Source organism: Bradyrhizobium sp. AUGA SZCCT0222 (assembly GCF_018130205.1).
In the GTDB taxonomy this organism is placed as follows: domain Bacteria; phylum Pseudomonadota; class Alphaproteobacteria; order Rhizobiales; family Xanthobacteraceae; genus Bradyrhizobium.
Map to the genome: position 1 here is coordinate 134,803 of NZ_JAFCLX010000016.1, position 16,300 is coordinate 151,102.

Here is a 16,300-nt window from a genome sequence, read left to right on the forward strand (position 1 = left end):
CGGCATGGCTGGTGGACTGGGCAGGGCGGAGAGGTCGGTCACTGGCCTATTTGGCCGGAACGGTCCCCGCCGGCCCCACCACCAAATCGTCGCGATGGATCATCTCGGCCCGGCCGCTGATGCCCAGAATGGCCATTACATCAGGGGAGGAGCGGCCTTTGATCTTTTCGGCGTCCTCGGCGTCGTAGGCGACGAGGCCGCGGCCGATCTCATGGGTGTCGGGGCCGCGCACCACCACGGCGTCGCCGCGGGCGAACTGGCCGTCGATCCGGATCACGCCGGCCGGCAACAGGCTTTTTCCCGCGCGCAACGCGGTGACCGCGCCGGCGTCGATGGTCAGCGTGCCCTTGGGCTCCAGCGATCCCGCGATCCAGCGTTTTCGCGCCGTGACGGGGTTGGCCGGTGTCAGGAACCAGGTGCAGCGGCCGCCGTCGGCGATGGCTTTGAGGGGATGTTCGATCTTGCCCGACGCGATCAGCATGTGCGTCCCGGCGGTGGTCGCGATCTTCGCCGCCTCGATCTTGGTGTACATGCCGCCGCGCGACAACTCGGATTCGGCGGCCCCCGCCATCGCCTCGATTTCCGAGGTGACGGATTCGACGATCGGAATCAGTTTGGCATTGGGATTGGCGCCGGGCGGCGCGTCGTAGAGGCCGTCGATATCGGACAGCAGGATCAGCAGATCGGCGCTCGCCATGGTGGCGACGCGCGCGGCGAGACGGTCATTGTCGCCATAGCGGATTTCGTTGGTGGCAACCGTGTCGTTCTCGTTGATGACGGGCACCGCGCGCCATTCCAACAATTTGGCGATGGTGGAGCGGGCGTTGAGATAGCGGCGCCGCTCCTCGGTGTCCTGCAGCGTCACCAGGATCTGCCCGGCCCCGATGCCGTGATCGCCGAGCACTTCCGACCAGATCCGCGCCAGCGCGATCTGTCCGACCGCCGCCGCGCCCTGGCTTTCCTCCAGTTTTAACGGCCCGCGCGGCAGCTTGAGGCGGCTGCGTCCGAGCGCAATCGAGCCCGACGAAACCACCAGCACGTCGCGGCCCTCGCCGTGGAGTTTGGCGATATCGGCGGCAAGGGCAGCCAGCCACGACGCCCGCACCTCGCCCGCATCGGAATCGATCAGCAGCGACGAGCCAACCTTGACGACGATACGGCGGAAATTCTTGAGCGCGGGGCGGGCCATTGGTTCGGGGTTCGAATGTTGTGGAATTGGCGCTGTTTTGCAGCAGGACGGGGGCCGGTGCAAGCGACCCGGCGCCGTCTGACCTATGTTTCAATGATGGCCGCAGTCTGGTGTAATAGGTCGAATTTCTCGGGGGAAGGTAAATGGATCGTCGGAAGTTTTTGGCCGGAAGCATCGGATGGTCGCTGGCCGCTGGTGCCGGAGAGGCGTTCGGCCAGTCCGGGCCGCTGACCAGGATCATCTTTCCATTCGCGGCCGGCGGCAGCGGCGACATGTTGTGCCGTCAGTTGGCGCAATATCTTCCTCCGCTGATCGACCGCAGCGTCATCGTCGAGAACCGTACCGGCGGCGACGGGCTGATCGGCATACGGGCCGTGAAGGGCGCCGCCCCCGACACCACCACCGTCCTGGTGACCACCGGCCCGACGATGTACCTGCTGCCGATGGTGGAGAACCAGCCGAGCTACGACTCGGCGAAGGATTTCATCCCGGTCTCACAGATCGCCCGCTTCGAATTCGTTGTGGTGGTGAGCCCATCGATCGGCGTGACGGACTTCAAGCAATTGGTGGCCTGGATCAAGGCCAATCCCTCGAAGGCCAGTTATGGCGTGCCGTCGAGCGGCACCATTCCGCATTTCACCGGATGGCAGCTCGAAAAGGCGCTCGGCCTTTCCATGACGCGCGTGTCGTATCGCGGCTCGGCGCCGATCATCACCGATCTGGTCGGCGGGCACATCCCATTCGCCGTCACGACGCTTTCGGACACCATCACGCAGCACCGCGCCGGCGGCATCCGCATTGTGGCGGTGAGCGGCCCGGCGCGCTCGCCCTTCCTGCCCGACGTGCCGAACCTGAAGGAGGCCGGCGTCGACCTGGTGGCTGACGGCTGGTACGGCATGTGGCTGCCGGCGGGCAGTTCGCCGGATTTTGCAAAGAAGCTCAGCACAGCGGCAGCCGAGGTGCTGGCCAAGCCTGATGTGAAGGAGAAGCTCAACGCCGTCTCACTGATTCCGGTTGGCTCAACGCCGGAGGATCTGACCAAGGCGCTCGCCGCCGACACCGCGTTCTGGCAACCGATCGTGAAGGCAACCGGCTACAAGATCACGAATTAAGGCCTGCAACCGACGCGCATGGATATCGTCCCGAGGACTCGTTCAGGGGCCTGCCGTCACTTCGCTCCGGCCTTTTCCAGGATGGCCACCATCTCGCGATAGCCGCGGTCTCGCGCGAGCTTGAGCGGTGTCGATCCACTGCCGTCCGGAATGTTCACGTCGGCGCCGGCCTCGACCAGGGCGCGCAGCGTCTCGGTGTGGTTCCTGCCGCCGTCGCCAAGCACGATGGATTCGATCAGCGCGGTCCATTTCAGATTGTTGACGTGATCCAGCGGTGCCTTCGCGGCGATCAGCATTCGCACCACTTCAGCATGGCCAAGATGGGCGGCCGCGATCAGGGCCGTGCCGTCATAGCGGCTGGTGACGGCCTTTGGATTGCCCCCGCCCTCGATCGCGAGCTTGAGCATCGGCACATCGTTGGCGACCGCCGCGATCGTGATGATGTCGTAACGGTCGGCTTCAAGCTTGTTCGGATCGGCGCCGAGCCGGATCAGGGCGCGGGCGGCATCGTGCTTTTTCAGGTAGACGGCGACATGCAGCGGCGTTCGTTGCCGGCTGTCGACCGCTTCCTTGGCTTCACCTGAGGCGATGCGCTGTTCGATCCCGGCGACGTCGCCGCGAGCGGCGGCGGCATGCAGGCCGCTATAGGCGCGCACTTCAGCCTCGGTCGGGGCGATCTGGGCGGAGGCGGGCAGGGTGGTCACGAGCGCGAGAAGCAGGACAGCGAGGACATGCATGGGAGAGCCTCCCGGCGCTATTGCGTTGCAATCCGCTTGCGGATCGCGGCGAGCTCCGCCTCGTCCCAGATACCGATCAGGACGCCGTTCTTGACCTGAAGCTGGTTCTCCGCGTAGGCGGCGATCTTCGCGTTCGGCGTGGTGATGTGCATCTTGGGATGCAGCGCCCAGTCGAACAGCGCCGCCTGCAGCCGCGCGATCACGTCCGCGCAGGAGGGATCTTCGCCGCGATCGACAAATTCCTGCGGATCGCTTTCGAGGTCGTAGAGCATCGGGCGGAAACCCGACGCCTGGACGTACTTCCAGCGGCCGTCGAACGCCATGAACAGGCGGCATTGTTCGATCGGCTGGTTCAGCTTCAAGCGAACGTCCTGCATGCAGTAATCGTATTCGGAGAACGCCACCTTGCGCCAATCGGCGGGAGTAGCTCCGTGCAGCAGCGGCATCAGGGAGCGGCCTTCGAGAATATGATCCGGCGGCTTCCCGCCGAAATACTCGATGAAGGTCGGCGCCAGATCGATCGCCTCGACCAGCGCATCGCTGACAGTGCCGCGCGTCGCGTCGGCCTCGCGCGACGGATCGATCACGATCAGCGGAATTTTGGCGGATTGATCGTGGAACAGATCCTTCTCGCCCATCCAGTGGTCGCCGAGATAGTCGCCATGGTCAGAGGTGAACACGATCATCGTGGTGTCGAGCAGGCCGCGGCTCTCCAGGAACAGCATCAAGACGCCCATCTGGTCGTCGATCTGCTTGATCAGGCCCATGTAGGTCGGGATTACTTTTTCCCGCGCCGCGTCGCGCGCCATGTTGCGCGAGTAGCGCATGTCCATATAGGCGGCGAACACCGGATGGGCTTCCTGACGCTCCTTCTCCGAACGCACTGCAGGAAGGATGTCGGCCGCGCTGTACATGCTGGCGTAGGGTTCGGGGGCGATATAGGGCCAATGCGGCTTGATGTAGGACAGATGCAGGCACCAGGGGCGTCCGTCCGTTTCGGCTTCCGCAATGAAGTCCATCGCGCGACGCGTCATGTAAGGCGTTTCGGAATGCTCTTCCGGGACGCGCGCGGCCTTGTCGGCGTGCACCAATAACCAGCCATTCTGCAGCGCGCCGTCGTCATCCGCGCCTGAATTGGCCCAGTGCTCCCATGGGTTGGTGGCTTCATATCCCTGCTCACGCAGATAATTGTCGTAGCGCGGGCGGGGCCGGTTATCGGGATGAAGACCGTCGTCGCGCTCGTATGGCTCAAAACCGCATTCCGACACATGCACGCCGATGATGGAATCCGGCGCGATCCCGAGCGCCTTCAGGCCTTCGATGTCAGGCGCCATGTGGGTCTTGCCGACCAGCACGTTGCGGACGCCGATCTTGTTCAGGTGATCGCCGAGCGTGGGCTCGCCCACCCGCAGCGGCCAGCCGTTCCAGTGCGAGCCGTGCGAGCGCATGTAGCGGCCGGTGTAGAACGACATCCGCGAGGGGCCACAGATCGGTGATTGCACATAGGCTTTTGAAAAGCGCACGCCGCGTTTCGCCATCGCATCGATGTTCGGCGTGGTCAGCGTCGGGTGGCCGGTACAGCCCAGATAATCATAGCGAAGCTGATCGCACATGATCCAGAGGACGTTCTTCGGCTGCGGCATGCTTCACACAGGGTACGATTTCAATCGTCCGATGCTGCAATATCGAACGACCGATTGCAAACCGCCTTGCGCCGGAAAGTTCAGCTCTGCGGCGTCGCCGGGGTCCAGGGTTCGGCCTGTGCCGCGCCGCCCTTGGCCTTCAGCGAAACCGGGGCTTCGCCGATCACCTCGACCAGCGCCTTCAGGGCTTCCGGCATGCCTTCGCCGGTCACCGCCGAGATCAGCAGCGGCGTCTTCTTCGCCGCGCGCTTCAACCGGTCCTTTTGCTTCTTCAGCTCGTCCGGCGTCACGGCATCGATCTTGTTGAGAGCGACGATTTCGATCTTCTCCGCGAGATGTCCCTCATAGGCATCGAGTTCGGTGCGGACCGTCTTGTAGGCCTTGCCGGCATGTTCGCAGGTCGCATCGATCAGGTGCAGCAGCACGCGGCAGCGTTCGACATGGCCCAGGAACCTGTCGCCGAGGCCGGCGCCTTCATGCGCGCCCTCGATCAGGCCCGGAATATCCGCCAGCACGAATTCACGGCCCTGCGCGTTCACGACGCCGAGCTGCGGATGCAATGTGGTGAAGGGATAGTCCGCGATCTTCGGCTTTGCCGCGCTGACGACGGACAGGAACGTCGACTTGCCGGCATTGGGCAGGCCGACGAGGCCGGCATCCGCGATCAGTTTCAGCCGCAGCCAGATCCAGCGTTCCTCGCCTTCCTGGCCGGGATTGGCGTTGCGCGGCGCGCGGTTGGTGGAGGATTTGAAATGCGCGTTGCCGAAGCCGCCATTGCCGCCCTCGGCCAGCACGAACTTTTCGCCGAGCGTGGTGAAGTCGTGGATCAGGGTCTCGCGATCCTCGTCGAAGATCTGCGTGCCGACCGGCACCTTGAGCACGATCGACTTGCCGTTGGCGCCGTGGCGGTCCTTGCCCATGCCATTGGTGCCCTTCTGCGCCTTGAAGTGCTGCTGGTAGCGATAGTCGATCAGCGTGTTCAGTCCATCGACCACTTCAATGACGACGTCGCCGCCGCGGCCGCCATTGCCGCCGGAGGGGCCACCGAACTCGATGAACTTCTCGCGGCGGAACGCAACGCAGCCGTTGCCGCCGTCGCCGGAGCGGATATAGACCTTTGCTTCGTCCAGGAATTTCATGATGGCTTCTATGGCGTTTTCGAGCGAATGGGGCAGCGGATCGCGGTGCAATCAAGTTTACGCAGATTGCGTAGACTTATCTGCGGTAAACGCGTCAAACGAGCGCTGGAGCCTCGTTCCGATCAATCGGTGCAGAATAGGTACTAGGTAAGGCAGGGGGGCCGCTGCGGCAACCCTCAAGCCACCAAACATTGGCGAAAAGCCTTAATTTTCGGGCCTTTTTACGGCCTTGGGCGATATTCCGGCCGCTCAGGCGTGATATCGATCCAACCAGCTTACATCGGGGCCTGGGGTGATCGAAAGAGACGCGATCAGGTCGGTCGCTTGCGGATCAAAAACTTCTGCATGCCTTCCAGCACCAGCTCCTTGCGCTGATTGAACACGGTCGAGCGCAGCGTCACCACGCCGGTGCTGCGGCCGGGGACAAGTTCGGTTACTTCAAGCGCGGGATAGATGGTGTCGCCGGCATAGACCGGCTTGAGGAACCTACTCGACTGTTCGAGAAATCCGATCAGCGATTCCTCGACAACGTAAGGAAACAGCCCGGCGCCCGGCGCGGTGTGGACCAGGGTCTGGAATCCATGCGCGAGCAGGTCCGGCATGCCGCGGGCGCGGCAATATTCGACATCGTAGTGGATCGGGTGGGTATCGCCGCTCGCGGTCTGGAACGCGGCGAACACGGCCGACGTCTGGGTCCGGCTCGGGATCACGAAACGCTCGCCGAGCTTGAAATCCTCGAACCAACGCTGTTCCGGCACCATGCGATGTTGCGCGGGGTCGAAGTCGGTCATAGCTGATTCCTGTTGTGCTTTGCGAGATGACGTACCGGTATCGCAGAGGGGATACTGCGACAATCCGTTCAATTCGTCATGAGGGGTAAACGCACAAAGCGCGCCTTCGCACTGGACATCCCGGGCGTCCGCGTCTTTAAAACATCGCAGCAACAAAAAGACGTCGATGGCTGGAGCAAGTCCAGCCATGCCGGGGAAACGCCGAATTCATCGATGAGCCTCTTCGCAAAACCATCCACCTATGACGAGCGTTCCGCGCGGCTGGCCGGCATCGGATTGATGCTGCTGTCGATCTTCATGTTCTCGTTCGGCGACGCGCTCGGCAAGTTCATGGTCGCGACCTATTCGGTCGGGCAATTGCTGTGGCTGCGCGCCTGCGCGGCGCTCCTGGTGCTGCTGCCGATCATCTGGAAGCAGCGCGCCGAATTCACGCGCCTGGAACGGCCATGGCTGCAATTGCTCCGGGTGACGCTCTCCACGCTGGAAGTTGCCGCCTTCTTTATCGCGACCGTCTATCTGCCGCTCGCCGACGTCATCACCTATTATCTGGCGGCGCCGATTTTCGTCACGGCCCTGTCCGGGCTGGTGCTGGGCGAGCGGGTCGGCTGGCGGCGCTGGACCGCCATTCTGATCGGCTTCGCCGGCGTATTGATCGCGCTGCGGCCATCGGCACAGACCGTGAGCTGGCCCGCAATGATCGCGCTCGCCGGCAGCTTTTCATTCGCGTTGCTGATGCTGATCACGCGCTCGCTGCGGGCGACGCCGGATATCGTGCTGGCGTCATCGCAATTCGCCGGCACCTTCCTGCTCGGCGCGGTGATGTCGCCGTTTGGCTGGGTGACGCCGTCGCCCGGCAGCCTGGGCCTGTTTGCCGCGGCGGGCATTATTTCGGTGTGCGCGCTGCTATGCGTCAACCGCTCACTGAAACTGGCGCCGGCCAGCGTCGTGGTGCCGTATCAATATTCGATGATCGTGTGGGCGGTGATCTTCGGCTTCGTGGTGTGGGGGGACGTGCCGTCACCGGCGACCATCGTAGGTGCCGCGATCATCATCGGCGCCGGACTTTACATCTTCCTGCGCGAGCAGCAGCTCGGGCGCGAGGAGACGGTGGTCAATCCGCCGGCGTAGCCTTTCTGTCGTCCCGGCCTTGCGCCGGGACCCATACGCCGCGGCCTCTCGATCTAAGAAGGCTGTTCAACGACTTTCGTGTCCACCATAGGCGCCTGTGGTTATGGGTCCCGGCTCAAGGCCGGGACGACAAAGAACAGCCTATTGCTCCCGCCGCGTGGAAGTGCCCCAGTTCTTCAGCGACGACCAGACGCTGCGTGACAGACGAAAACAGTCGACCGGGGTCGACGATCCCAGCGCCTCGAAGCGGTGCAGCTCGACGCCGCTCCACTGGAAGCCGCATTTCTCCAGGATGTTGCGCGAGGAGGGGTTGGCGACGCGGGCGCCTGATATCAGGTGCTCGGCATCGAATTCCTCGAAGTGAAAATCGATCACCGCGCGCGCAGCTTCGGTGCCAAAGCCCTGGCCCCAATGCTCGACGCCAAGCCAATAGCCGAGTTCCGGTGCGTCCTGCTCGCGCCAGTCGATGCCGACCATGCCGAGCGGCGAATGGTTGTTCTCGATCAGGAACACGGTCGCGCGGCCACCGCCGGCCAACGCGCGCACGAACTCGACGGCGTGATCCCTTGAGTACGGATGCGGCAGGCGGCGGGTGTTTTCCGCAATGCGGCGATCGTTGGCGAGGTACGCAATCGCTTTTACGTCCGCGAGCGTCGGCCGGCGCAAGGTCAGCCGTTCGGTCTCGAGGACGCATGGACTCGCTTCACGCAATGTCGGGGTCGGGATGTCCTGCAACATGTCGGGCTCCTGAAATGCGAAATTTGCTCAACAAGAAACTTGCGCAAACAAAAAGGGAGGCCGGTTTCCCGCCTCCCCTTGGAGCCTTCTTTGACTCCGCCGGTTCAACAGGACCCGGCGGACTCATGTTGTCCACCGTCTATTCGGCCGCCTCCGCCATCGGAACAACCGATACGAAAGTGCGGCCATTGCCTTTTGCACGGAACTCGACGTGACCTTCGATCTTGGCGAAGAGAGTATGGTCGGTGCCCATGCCCACATTAAGGCCGGGATGCCAGGTGGTGCCGCGCTGACGCGCGATAATGTTGCCGGGGATCACGTGCTCGCCGCCATACGCCTTGATGCCAAGGCGCTTGCCTGCTGAATCACGTCCGTTCCGCGATGAACCGCCTGCTTTTTTGTGAGCCATGGCCCGTCTCCAACTTCGCCGTAATCTAGATCAATTCCTTGACGGAATCATTTCACGCTTTGTCACGCATCACATTCTGATGCGCTGATATCACTTCTTGGCTGCAGCCTTCTTGGCCGGAGCCTTTTTTGCGGGCGCCTTCTTGGCCGCCGGTGCCTCGTCGCCCTCGGCGGGCGCCGCGACGACCTTTTCCTTCTTCGGCCGCGGGCCGATCGAAGGCTTGGCGTTATCGGCCAGGATCTCGGTGATGCGAAGCACCGTGAGCTCGTCGCGATAGCCGCGCTTGCGGCGCGAATTCTTGCGGCGGCGCTTCTTGAACGCGATCACCTTGGCGCCGCGCTTGTGGTCCAGCACTTCTGCCGCGACCGAGGCGCCGGCAACCGTGGGCATGCCCAGCACCGGCGTGTCACCGCCGAGCACCAGAACTTCGCCAAGCTGCACGATCGTGCCGACGTCGCCGGCGATCTTGCCTATCTCGAGTACATCATTCGGAACGACCCGGTATTGCCGGCCGCCGGTTTTGATGACTGCGAACATCGTTTTATTCCTTCGTGTTCGATCCCGGCCTCGGACGTCGTCCCCATAGGGTCAAGTCCGGGTCGGCTTTTTGGTCAGTCGTTATGGGTACGATTTTCGCACGGTCGGGGTGTGAACCCTCAAATTCGCGCAAAAACAAGCGGCGCGAGAAATCCCGCGCCGGATGCCGGGACTTATAGCCGCTGGCAGCCCCGAGTCAAGGCAAAGGAGCCCAAAAACCGGGCCAAATGAAGGATTTGGGTCAGGAAATGGCGAACAGGGCGGTCGATTCGCGGCTCGCCCTTCGCCATTAGCCACTGGCTCAAGTGAAACCAATGGGTTCCCCGCCCGTTGTGTCACCGAAATCCGGTTGGGCTAAGGGCAAAAATGGCAGAAGACACAGTCACGACAACGGGCATCGCCCGCCACGGCGCAGGCCGTCTACCGTCCGTCGAGGTCGACAGCTTTAATATAGAGCTGAAGGACGATGACGGGTTCCTCGGTGACCGCGCCAGCAAGGGCGCGTTTCGCAAGATATTGGATACGCTGCGCAAGCCGCTGAAGAAAAACGGCGACGATCCGCTCGGGAAAAAATCCACTGACGAGATCGCCAAGGGCGACCTCGACGAGGCGCTGGTGGGCGACGATCTCGCTGCCGCCGCGCTGGTGCATGGTGCGATCGAGGAATTCGCGCAGGAACTGGCCTATGTGACCGGGCGCTTCCTCAAGACCAAGGCCTGGGCTGATACCGAGCGCATCGTGGTCGGTGGCGGATTCCGGCAAAGCCGGGTCGGCGAACTCGCGATCGCCCGCACCGGGCTTCTCCTCAAGGCCGAGGAGTATGACGTCGATCTGGTGCCGATCCGTTTTCATCCGGATGACGCCGGCCTGATCGGCGCGCTGCACCTGGCGCCGTCATGGATTTTCGAGGGTTATGACAGCATCCTGAGCGTCGATATCGGCGGCACCAACATCCGCTGCGGCGTGGTCGAGACGCGCTGGAAGAAGACGCCCGATCTTTCGAGGGCCGAGGTGTGGAAATCCGAACTCTGGCGGCATGCCGACGACGAGCCGACGCGCGAGGGCGCGGTAAAACGGCTGGTCAAGATGCTGAAGGATCTGATCACCGAGGCTGAAAAAGAAGGCCACAAGCTGGCGCCTTTCATCGGCATTGCCTGTCCCGGCGTGATCAACGGGGACGGCTCGATCGAAAAAGGCGCACAGAATCTGCCGGGCAATTGGGAGAGCAGCAAATTCAATCTGCCGGCAAGTCTCGTGGAAGCGATACCGATGATCGGCGATCACGACACGGCGGTGTTGATGCATAATGACGGCGTCGTGCAGGGGCTTTCCGAGGTCCCTTACATGCAGGATGTCGAACGATGGGGCGTGCTGACCATCGGCACCGGTCTCGGCAATGCGCGCTTCACCAATCGCAGGAAAGAAAACGGCAGGGGCGAAAAGGCCAAAGACAAGGGCGACAGCGACAAGGACGACAAGAAAGCAAAGAAGGGTAAAGATTAACGGGCGCGTTCGAGTGCGGTTAATGCCGGGCGCGCATCGAGAAAAACCCTTGAAAACAAGGGGCCGGAGCAATTTTCTCCGATTTCGGCGGTGCGCGCGATGAGAGTCCCGTCGCGGGCGGTAAGGTTGACTGGTTAGGTTAAAACCGGGATCGCGTTGCCCTTTCCGCGCGCGCCGCTACCGTCAAATCGTCGCTCCAGCTGACCGGCGAAGCCGCACTTCCCGGCCAGAATTTTAAAGTAGCGGCACGGGGCCGTCAGTGTTTTGTCGCGTCTGGCGGCCCCACCTTTATCTCGATTTGAAATTCGACCTAGAGCGCGATGAGTTCAGGTTGAAGCGCTCCATTCGCGCCCCATCGCGTCATCCTGAGGTGCGCGCTCTTGCGCGCCTCGAAGGATGAGAAGCGCCCGTGGCCCATCCTTCGAGGCTCGCCCAGCGGTGCAAGTGCACCGCAAGGCTCGCGCCTCAGGATGACGCCGATACGATCAAACTCATCGTGATTCAACTCCAGCCGATGCGTTTGAAGAACGCCGCGATCTCGGATGCCGCGCGCTCGGGATCTTCGCGATGCGCGAAGTGCCCGACGCCTTCAAACATCGCAAGATCGAGATTTGAAAAAGTCTCGCCGAGCCGATCGGTCCAGGCGTAGGGAAACAGCGGGTCGTGTTCGGCCCAGCGAACGCAGGTCGGCAGATTGATCGGCGCCAGCCTGGGCGACTCGCCCTTCAGCATGCGGATCCGCCCGGCATGCGCGCCGCGGTAGTACGCAAAGCCGCCGGCGAGGTTGCCGGCTTTGAGGAAATTATCGACGAAAGCTTCGAGCACGTCGTCGAACGCTCGGGCGCGATGGCTCCAGTGTTTCAGGAAATAGCTGATATAGGCGCGGCAGCTTTCGCGGCTGGCGCCGATCAGAATGGGCGCGATCTCCAGCTGGTTGAGCGACTGGTACCAGATATGGTTCAGCCGGTCCGGCTCCGCCATCCGGCGCCCGATGCCGGGATAGAGAAAATCGAAGAAGAACAATCCGGCGATGCGTTCCGGCGCGGCGCGCGCCATCGGTTGCATCAGCCCGCCGCCGACGTCGTGGCCGACAATGCCGGCCTGCTCCAGGCCGAGCGCGTCCATCAGCGCCAGCATGTCGGCGGCGTGCTGATCGGGGCCGTGCGGCCCGTTGGGCTTGTCGCTGTCGCCGAAACCGCGCAGGTCGGGCGCATAAAGCGTGAAGCGATCGGCGAGCCGCGCCATGACAGGCTCCCAGGTCAGCCAGAATTCGGGCCAGCCATGCAGCAATAATAGCGGCTGCCCTTTCCCGGCGCGGGCGACATGGAACGCGGCGCCATTGGCCCGAACCGTCAAATGCTCCATTTTTCGGCTCCTTTTTTGATGTCCTGGGTGCGCTTGGGTGTCAGCGAAAATCTTGCCCCCGCGCCTTGTCTGGCCCGCCGTCCTCGCCTAGAACTCGCCCGACCGCGGGTGAGGAATCACCCCAAAATGGCGCCTGGAGAGGTGGCAGAGTGGTCGAATGCACCGCACTCGAAATGCGGCATAGGTGCAAGCCTATCGGGGGTTCGAATCCCTCCCTCTCCGCCATCCTACGCCCTGCGGGCTTCGGGTGGCAGGCCACCCGAAAGACCGACAGGGCGTAGGGTGTCTCCCGAAACTCCGCAGGAGCGCAGGGAGACTGGGATGATCCGCTGGTCGAGGCTTCCAAGCTGGATACGAAACCTGCTGTCGGTTCTGCGGCTCATGTTGGCGCTAATGACTCCGCTGGCAACCTTTCCCCAATAAGAATGCGTCCACGTAATTCCGCGAACGCCGATGTTCGCGCCGTGTTGGACAAATCCCTTTCGAGCGAGCCGGTTCAAATCCAGCTTCAGTCCGTCTTGCAAACAAACACGTTGGCGCGGGCGTGCCATTCGAAACTCCAGGTTAGGCCTCGAAATGGTGACTCCAACCTAGCGGGCAAGGTCTGAGGATGTCCGCTTTACTACCTCGCTACCCATTTTCCGCTCGATCGCTCTCTCTAAAGAGCGTGCCATGATGATCGCCGATCGTTCGTCAAGATGTGCTCCATCGGTCCATCGGATCTCGTTGGATGGATAGTCCAATGATAACCATTTGCCGTGGTCATGCCCAAAGGCCTCTGCCATCGCTGACCGGCCCGTTGTCATATATCGGGACCGCGCGAATGCGGGGCTCAGAGGAAGTTCGTAAAAGAACACCGAAATGTTTTGCATCTCGAGCGTTTCCACGATGTGCTTCAATTCGGCTGCATGTCGACGGATGATCTGATCGTGATCCGGATTATTCCACTCAGCCAGGACAGCGGCGAGCACATGCGGGTTGTATTCGGGGGCTGGCGGCTTTCGTAGAATTGCCTCTTCTAGAGCCGATTGTCGAAGAAGCGCAGATTTGTCATCTCTGTCAAAGCGCTGCCAATCGTCGAGCTTCTGCTGGTACAACGCGGCTAATGTGCGAAGGGGTCTGAAATTCATTGGTGCGCGCGCAGGCTCCGCATTACTCGTGCGGACCCTCTCAACCATTGCCTGGTCGATACCGCGAGAAAGAGTATTGGTCTCGATGGCTATGAGCCGCGGCCGAACAGCAGCAGCCGCCCCAATCATTGCTGCCCCGGTCAACGGAGATCCACCAGGCAGCGCCAGATTTCGAACGTGAAGTTTATGAAAAAATTCTTCGTGCAATCGCACGGTGAACGAACTGCCCGTTAACGCGATCGGAGCAACCGGACTGTTGAGATAACGATCGGCAATCCTGGACTGTATTTCATCCGTCGTGGTCGCGGGAAAGTCCGGGATATCTTTGAGGAACTGAGGAGCTATCCAACACATGGCCAATACCGCGGCACATGCAGCGCTCGCCTTCACGAACCAGCTCATCGAGGCAGTACGGTCCATGTCCAACCTAGAACTGGAAATATATGAACGCTGTGTCGGGACCGGCTTCGATTAGCATCAGAGCTGCCATGGCGCCATACACAAAGGGATCCAGGTTGCCCCGGAGTGCAACGAGCCTCTCCGAGGTGATAAAATGCTGTATGAGAACTGGGAGCGCATAGATCAGCGCCAGACTTCGGTAAATTCGCGCAGGGCTGGGCACGGACTGATCAATAAACATACCAGAAATATAATCCATCGCATGCTCGAAATTCGGGAGCTTGAAAAAAACCCATAAGAAGGAGACGCATAAAAAAACAACAAGCATGCGAATCGCAACGATCACGCGATGCAGAGCGGCAATCGCTGCAAGTTTTTCTATCAAGGGCAGGAACGGACGCTCGATCACCAGAAGGAGGCCGTGCATCAGCCCCCATGCCAGGTAGCTCAATCCGGCGCCGTGCCAAAGACCACCCAGGCCCATCACGATCATTAGATTGAGGTAGGTCCGCCCTTTACCATCGCGGTTGCCACCTAACGGGATGTAGAGATAGGTGCGGAGCCAGGTTGACAGCGAAATGTGCCAGCGCGTCCAAAATTCAGCAAACGACTGCGAGATATAGGGCAAGTTGAAATTGATTGGCAGACGGTAGCCGAACAGCAGCCCCAGCCCGATCGCGATAGCAGAATACCCGAAAAAATCGGCATAGATTTGATAGCTATAAAGGAACAAGCAGAGCCAACGGTCGCTGCTTCGAAGCGCATGGTATAGAGGAAAATCCATGTTGGTCGTAAGCGTGTTGAGGTTGTTCGCGACGAATAGTTTGAAGAAGTAGCCGGTGACAATCCATCTAGCCGCCTCGACGAACGGCACTTCGTTGATAAATTTCGGTTGGATTTGCGGCAGAAAGTTTTCCGCCCGCGTGATAGGTCCGGAGACGAGCTGCGGGAAGAATATAATGTAAAGAAACACGTCCCATTGGGAGGGGGCAGGGCCGGTGCGTTTCGTCATGTCCACCAGCAAGCTGATGTTGTGGAAGACGAAGAACGAAATGCCTATTGGGAGCGGGAGTTTCAGCAAGAGGTCAATCGCGCCAACATCCGAGAGTGCCGGTGAGGAGGGATCGACAAACAGTAATTTGTATTTGAAAAAGGCCAATAACGCGAGGTTGAATGCAATGCCGGCCGACAGCCACAACTTACGTCGAACCATGGCTTTCAAGAGAAAGAAGTAAGTTCCGAAGACCGCTATCGCGAGCAGTGCCAGCAATTCCGGTTGCCCGAATCCGTAGAAGAACAGGCTTGCAACTACCAGGATGTAGACCTGATACGGGCGAACGAAGGGCCAGTAATAAAGGGCAAATACCCCAGACACGAACACCGCAAATTGCCACGACGTGAAAGTCAAAGAGTTAGCCTCCAAGCAGGGGTAGTGATTGTGAAAACCCCATCATGTCTACCAAGCGGTCGCGCGGCCGCCCCGACGTATGGACTTCGGAAATTGCGCTGGTCGAGACTGCCTAGCTGAACGCGAAGCCAGCCTTCCAACTTCTTCGAGATGCCTGCGGCTGCGAACGAATGCCTCCAATGAATTCCGCGCAATCGAGCCGGTTCGACGAACCCATCGCGAGCAAGCTGGTTTTGGTCCAGCTTCAACCCGTCGTGCAAACAAGTTCGCTCGCGTGGTCTTCCACCAAATGCTCCTCATCTGCTGGACTACACCCTATGGTAAACTATATGTGTGCCTAGATTGATATCGCGACTACCACGAAAACATTCACGGTATCAAACGAAGGCGCGTGAGGCTGTTTTCGCATGATTCATGGGGATCGGTGGATCTGATTTGATACCGCGAGGGGATATCTGTTACCGCGTTTTGTTTTTCGCGGCCCCAGCTCATAAACGTTTTGCTCGCGCCTTCGCCAGTGACATCGCAGCTCCACCAAGTCTCAAAGCTCCTTTCACTCACGCCGTCCCGGCATCCCGCCGCCGATATCGTTACGCAGGCGCGACATACAATTGCATCCACCCGCCGCACGTTGAAGGTCTGCTAGCGCGCTTTGTCTCTCGGCGGCTTCCCCAAAATCACCTCGCGCCGGGTGCGCGAGCAGCCCGGCCGGTGGCGCGTCGGACAAATCGCTTCTGATTGTCAGAAGTCTTGTCAAGCACAAAATTTCCGAAATTCAAAAATATTCCTCTTTCCTTCGACCCCAAATCACCTGCACAACTATCGCCATCCCGTCCCACTCAGAGGGGCGTCGGCCGTCGTCATGACGAGGGGCGGGGATGCGGTGGACGCTGATGTTGCGATTGACGGTCGCGGCAAAGGCGTACGGCAAAAGCGTGTGGTCCTGGCGCCCGTAACGGCGTCAAGCCTTAAGGGAGCTAACGCTTCCGAGGGGTGACGGTGGCAATAGAGGCCGTCTCACCGGGGAGAGCGCGTCATAAGCCGTAAAGCCACTGCGCAGGGAATGTCGGAT

The 16,300-nt window shown here is 61.0% G+C and carries 14 protein-coding genes and 1 tRNA gene; 4 read left to right on the forward strand and 11 right to left on the reverse strand.

Annotation, left to right across the window (positions count from 1 at the left end; all coding sequences use genetic code 11):
• Positions 1 to 46 precede the first annotated feature (46 nt).
• Positions 47 to 1,189: a glutamate 5-kinase gene (proB, locus tag JQ629_RS16715; protein WP_212413600.1), complete on the reverse strand. Its 1,143-nt coding sequence runs from the start codon at positions 1,187 to 1,189 to the stop codon at positions 47 to 49.
• A 143-nt stretch (positions 1,190 to 1,332) separates the two neighbouring features.
• On the opposite strand from proB, the gene JQ629_RS16720 reads away from it, so the two are divergent.
• A complete protein-coding gene (locus JQ629_RS16720; RefSeq protein WP_212413601.1) occupies positions 1,333 to 2,301 on the forward strand; it encodes a Bug family tripartite tricarboxylate transporter substrate binding protein in 969 nt (322 codons plus the stop codon).
• A gap of 56 nt (positions 2,302 to 2,357) precedes the next feature.
• On the opposite strand, the gene JQ629_RS16725 is transcribed toward JQ629_RS16720, so the two are convergent.
• From JQ629_RS16725 to JQ629_RS16740, 4 genes are all read right to left on the reverse strand, one after another.
• Positions 2,358 to 3,038, reverse strand: coding sequence for an ankyrin repeat domain-containing protein (locus tag JQ629_RS16725; RefSeq protein ID WP_212413602.1), 681 nt, complete (start codon positions 3,036 to 3,038; stop codon positions 2,358 to 2,360).
• Between the two features lie 17 nt (positions 3,039 to 3,055).
• Positions 3,056 to 4,681 carry an alkaline phosphatase family protein gene (locus JQ629_RS16730; RefSeq protein WP_212413603.1) on the reverse strand — a complete coding sequence of 542 codons (1,626 nt, stop codon included), beginning with the start codon at positions 4,679 to 4,681 and terminating at the stop codon, positions 3,056 to 3,058.
• An 80-nt stretch (positions 4,682 to 4,761) separates the two neighbouring features.
• Complete coding sequence (gene obgE, locus JQ629_RS16735) at positions 4,762 to 5,820, reverse strand: GTPase ObgE (protein WP_192739051.1); 1,059 nt, start codon at positions 5,818 to 5,820, stop codon at positions 4,762 to 4,764.
• Between the two features lie 311 nt (positions 5,821 to 6,131).
• Positions 6,132 to 6,611: a MaoC family dehydratase gene (locus JQ629_RS16740; RefSeq protein ID WP_212413604.1), complete on the reverse strand. Its 480-nt coding sequence runs from the start codon at positions 6,609 to 6,611 to the stop codon at positions 6,132 to 6,134.
• A gap of 213 nt (positions 6,612 to 6,824) precedes the next feature.
• Between JQ629_RS16740 and JQ629_RS16745 the strand changes: the two genes are divergently transcribed.
• A complete protein-coding gene (locus JQ629_RS16745) occupies positions 6,825 to 7,739 on the forward strand; it encodes a DMT family transporter (RefSeq protein ID WP_212267757.1) in 915 nt (304 codons plus the stop codon).
• A gap of 141 nt (positions 7,740 to 7,880) precedes the next feature.
• Here JQ629_RS16745 and JQ629_RS16750 read toward each other — a convergent pair whose 3' ends face one another.
• The 3 genes from JQ629_RS16750 to rplU all read right to left on the reverse strand — a co-directional run bounded on the left by JQ629_RS16750 (position 7,881) and on the right by rplU (position 9,423).
• On the reverse strand, positions 7,881 to 8,477 hold the full coding sequence (locus tag JQ629_RS16750; protein WP_212413605.1) for a GNAT family N-acetyltransferase: 597 nt from the start codon (positions 8,475 to 8,477) through the stop codon (positions 7,881 to 7,883).
• Positions 8,478 to 8,616: 139 nt separating this feature from the next.
• A complete protein-coding gene (rpmA, locus tag JQ629_RS16755) occupies positions 8,617 to 8,886 on the reverse strand; it encodes a 50S ribosomal protein L27 (protein WP_192739055.1) in 270 nt (89 codons plus the stop codon).
• Between the two features lie 90 nt (positions 8,887 to 8,976).
• Positions 8,977 to 9,423, reverse strand: coding sequence for a 50S ribosomal protein L21 (gene rplU / locus JQ629_RS16760; RefSeq protein ID WP_212267759.1), 447 nt, complete (start codon positions 9,421 to 9,423; stop codon positions 8,977 to 8,979).
• 366 nt (positions 9,424 to 9,789) lie between these two features.
• Between rplU and JQ629_RS16765 the strand changes: the two genes are divergently transcribed.
• Positions 9,790 to 10,926, forward strand: coding sequence for an ROK family protein (locus tag JQ629_RS16765; RefSeq protein WP_212413606.1), 1,137 nt, complete (start codon positions 9,790 to 9,792; stop codon positions 10,924 to 10,926).
• Between the two features lie 501 nt (positions 10,927 to 11,427).
• On the opposite strand, the gene JQ629_RS16770 is transcribed toward JQ629_RS16765, so the two are convergent.
• Positions 11,428 to 12,291, reverse strand: coding sequence for an alpha/beta fold hydrolase (locus JQ629_RS16770; RefSeq protein WP_212413607.1), 864 nt, complete (start codon positions 12,289 to 12,291; stop codon positions 11,428 to 11,430).
• A 135-nt stretch (positions 12,292 to 12,426) separates the two neighbouring features.
• Between JQ629_RS16770 and JQ629_RS16775 the strand changes: the two genes are divergently transcribed.
• A tRNA-Ser gene (locus JQ629_RS16775) sits at positions 12,427 to 12,516 on the forward strand.
• A gap of 365 nt (positions 12,517 to 12,881) precedes the next feature.
• Here JQ629_RS16775 and JQ629_RS16780 read toward each other — a convergent pair.
• Both JQ629_RS16780 and JQ629_RS16785 read right to left on the reverse strand, forming a co-directional pair.
• The gene (locus tag JQ629_RS16780; RefSeq protein ID WP_212413608.1) at positions 12,882 to 13,841 is read right to left on the reverse strand and encodes a hypothetical protein; all 960 of its coding nucleotides are present in this window, start codon (positions 13,839 to 13,841) and stop codon (positions 12,882 to 12,884) included.
• A 7-nt stretch (positions 13,842 to 13,848) separates the two neighbouring features.
• Entirely contained in the window at positions 13,849 to 15,228 is a 1,380-nt protein-coding gene (locus JQ629_RS16785) for an MBOAT family O-acyltransferase (protein WP_212413609.1), read from the reverse strand.
• Positions 15,229 to 16,300: the final 1,072 nt, after the last annotated feature.

What these genes read in the sequence shown, in the direction of transcription:
- proB (WP_212413600.1), bottom strand. Translation starts at nt 1,189, where the DNA reads ATGGCCCGCCCCGCGCTCAAGAATTTCCGCCGTATCGTCGTCAAGGTT.
- JQ629_RS16720 (WP_212413601.1), top strand. Translation starts at nt 1,333, where the DNA reads ATGGATCGTCGGAAGTTTTTGGCCGGAAGCATCGGATGGTCGCTGGCC.
- JQ629_RS16725 (WP_212413602.1), bottom strand. Translation starts at nt 3,038, where the DNA reads ATGCATGTCCTCGCTGTCCTGCTTCTCGCGCTCGTGACCACCCTGCCC.
- JQ629_RS16730 (WP_212413603.1), bottom strand. Translation starts at nt 4,681, where the DNA reads ATGCCGCAGCCGAAGAACGTCCTCTGGATCATGTGCGATCAGCTTCGC.
- obgE (WP_192739051.1), bottom strand. Translation starts at nt 5,820, where the DNA reads ATGAAATTCCTGGACGAAGCAAAGGTCTATATCCGCTCCGGCGACGGC.
- JQ629_RS16740 (WP_212413604.1), bottom strand. Translation starts at nt 6,611, where the DNA reads ATGACCGACTTCGACCCCGCGCAACATCGCATGGTGCCGGAACAGCGT.
- JQ629_RS16745 (WP_212267757.1), top strand. Translation starts at nt 6,825, where the DNA reads ATGAGCCTCTTCGCAAAACCATCCACCTATGACGAGCGTTCCGCGCGG.
- JQ629_RS16750 (WP_212413605.1), bottom strand. Translation starts at nt 8,477, where the DNA reads ATGTTGCAGGACATCCCGACCCCGACATTGCGTGAAGCGAGTCCATGC.
- rpmA (WP_192739055.1), bottom strand. Translation starts at nt 8,886, where the DNA reads ATGGCTCACAAAAAAGCAGGCGGTTCATCGCGGAACGGACGTGATTCA.
- rplU (WP_212267759.1), bottom strand. Translation starts at nt 9,423, where the DNA reads ATGTTCGCAGTCATCAAAACCGGCGGCCGGCAATACCGGGTCGTTCCG.
- JQ629_RS16765 (WP_212413606.1), top strand. Translation starts at nt 9,790, where the DNA reads ATGGCAGAAGACACAGTCACGACAACGGGCATCGCCCGCCACGGCGCA.
- JQ629_RS16770 (WP_212413607.1), bottom strand. Translation starts at nt 12,291, where the DNA reads ATGGAGCATTTGACGGTTCGGGCCAATGGCGCCGCGTTCCATGTCGCC.
- JQ629_RS16780 (WP_212413608.1), bottom strand. Translation starts at nt 13,841, where the DNA reads ATGGACCGTACTGCCTCGATGAGCTGGTTCGTGAAGGCGAGCGCTGCA.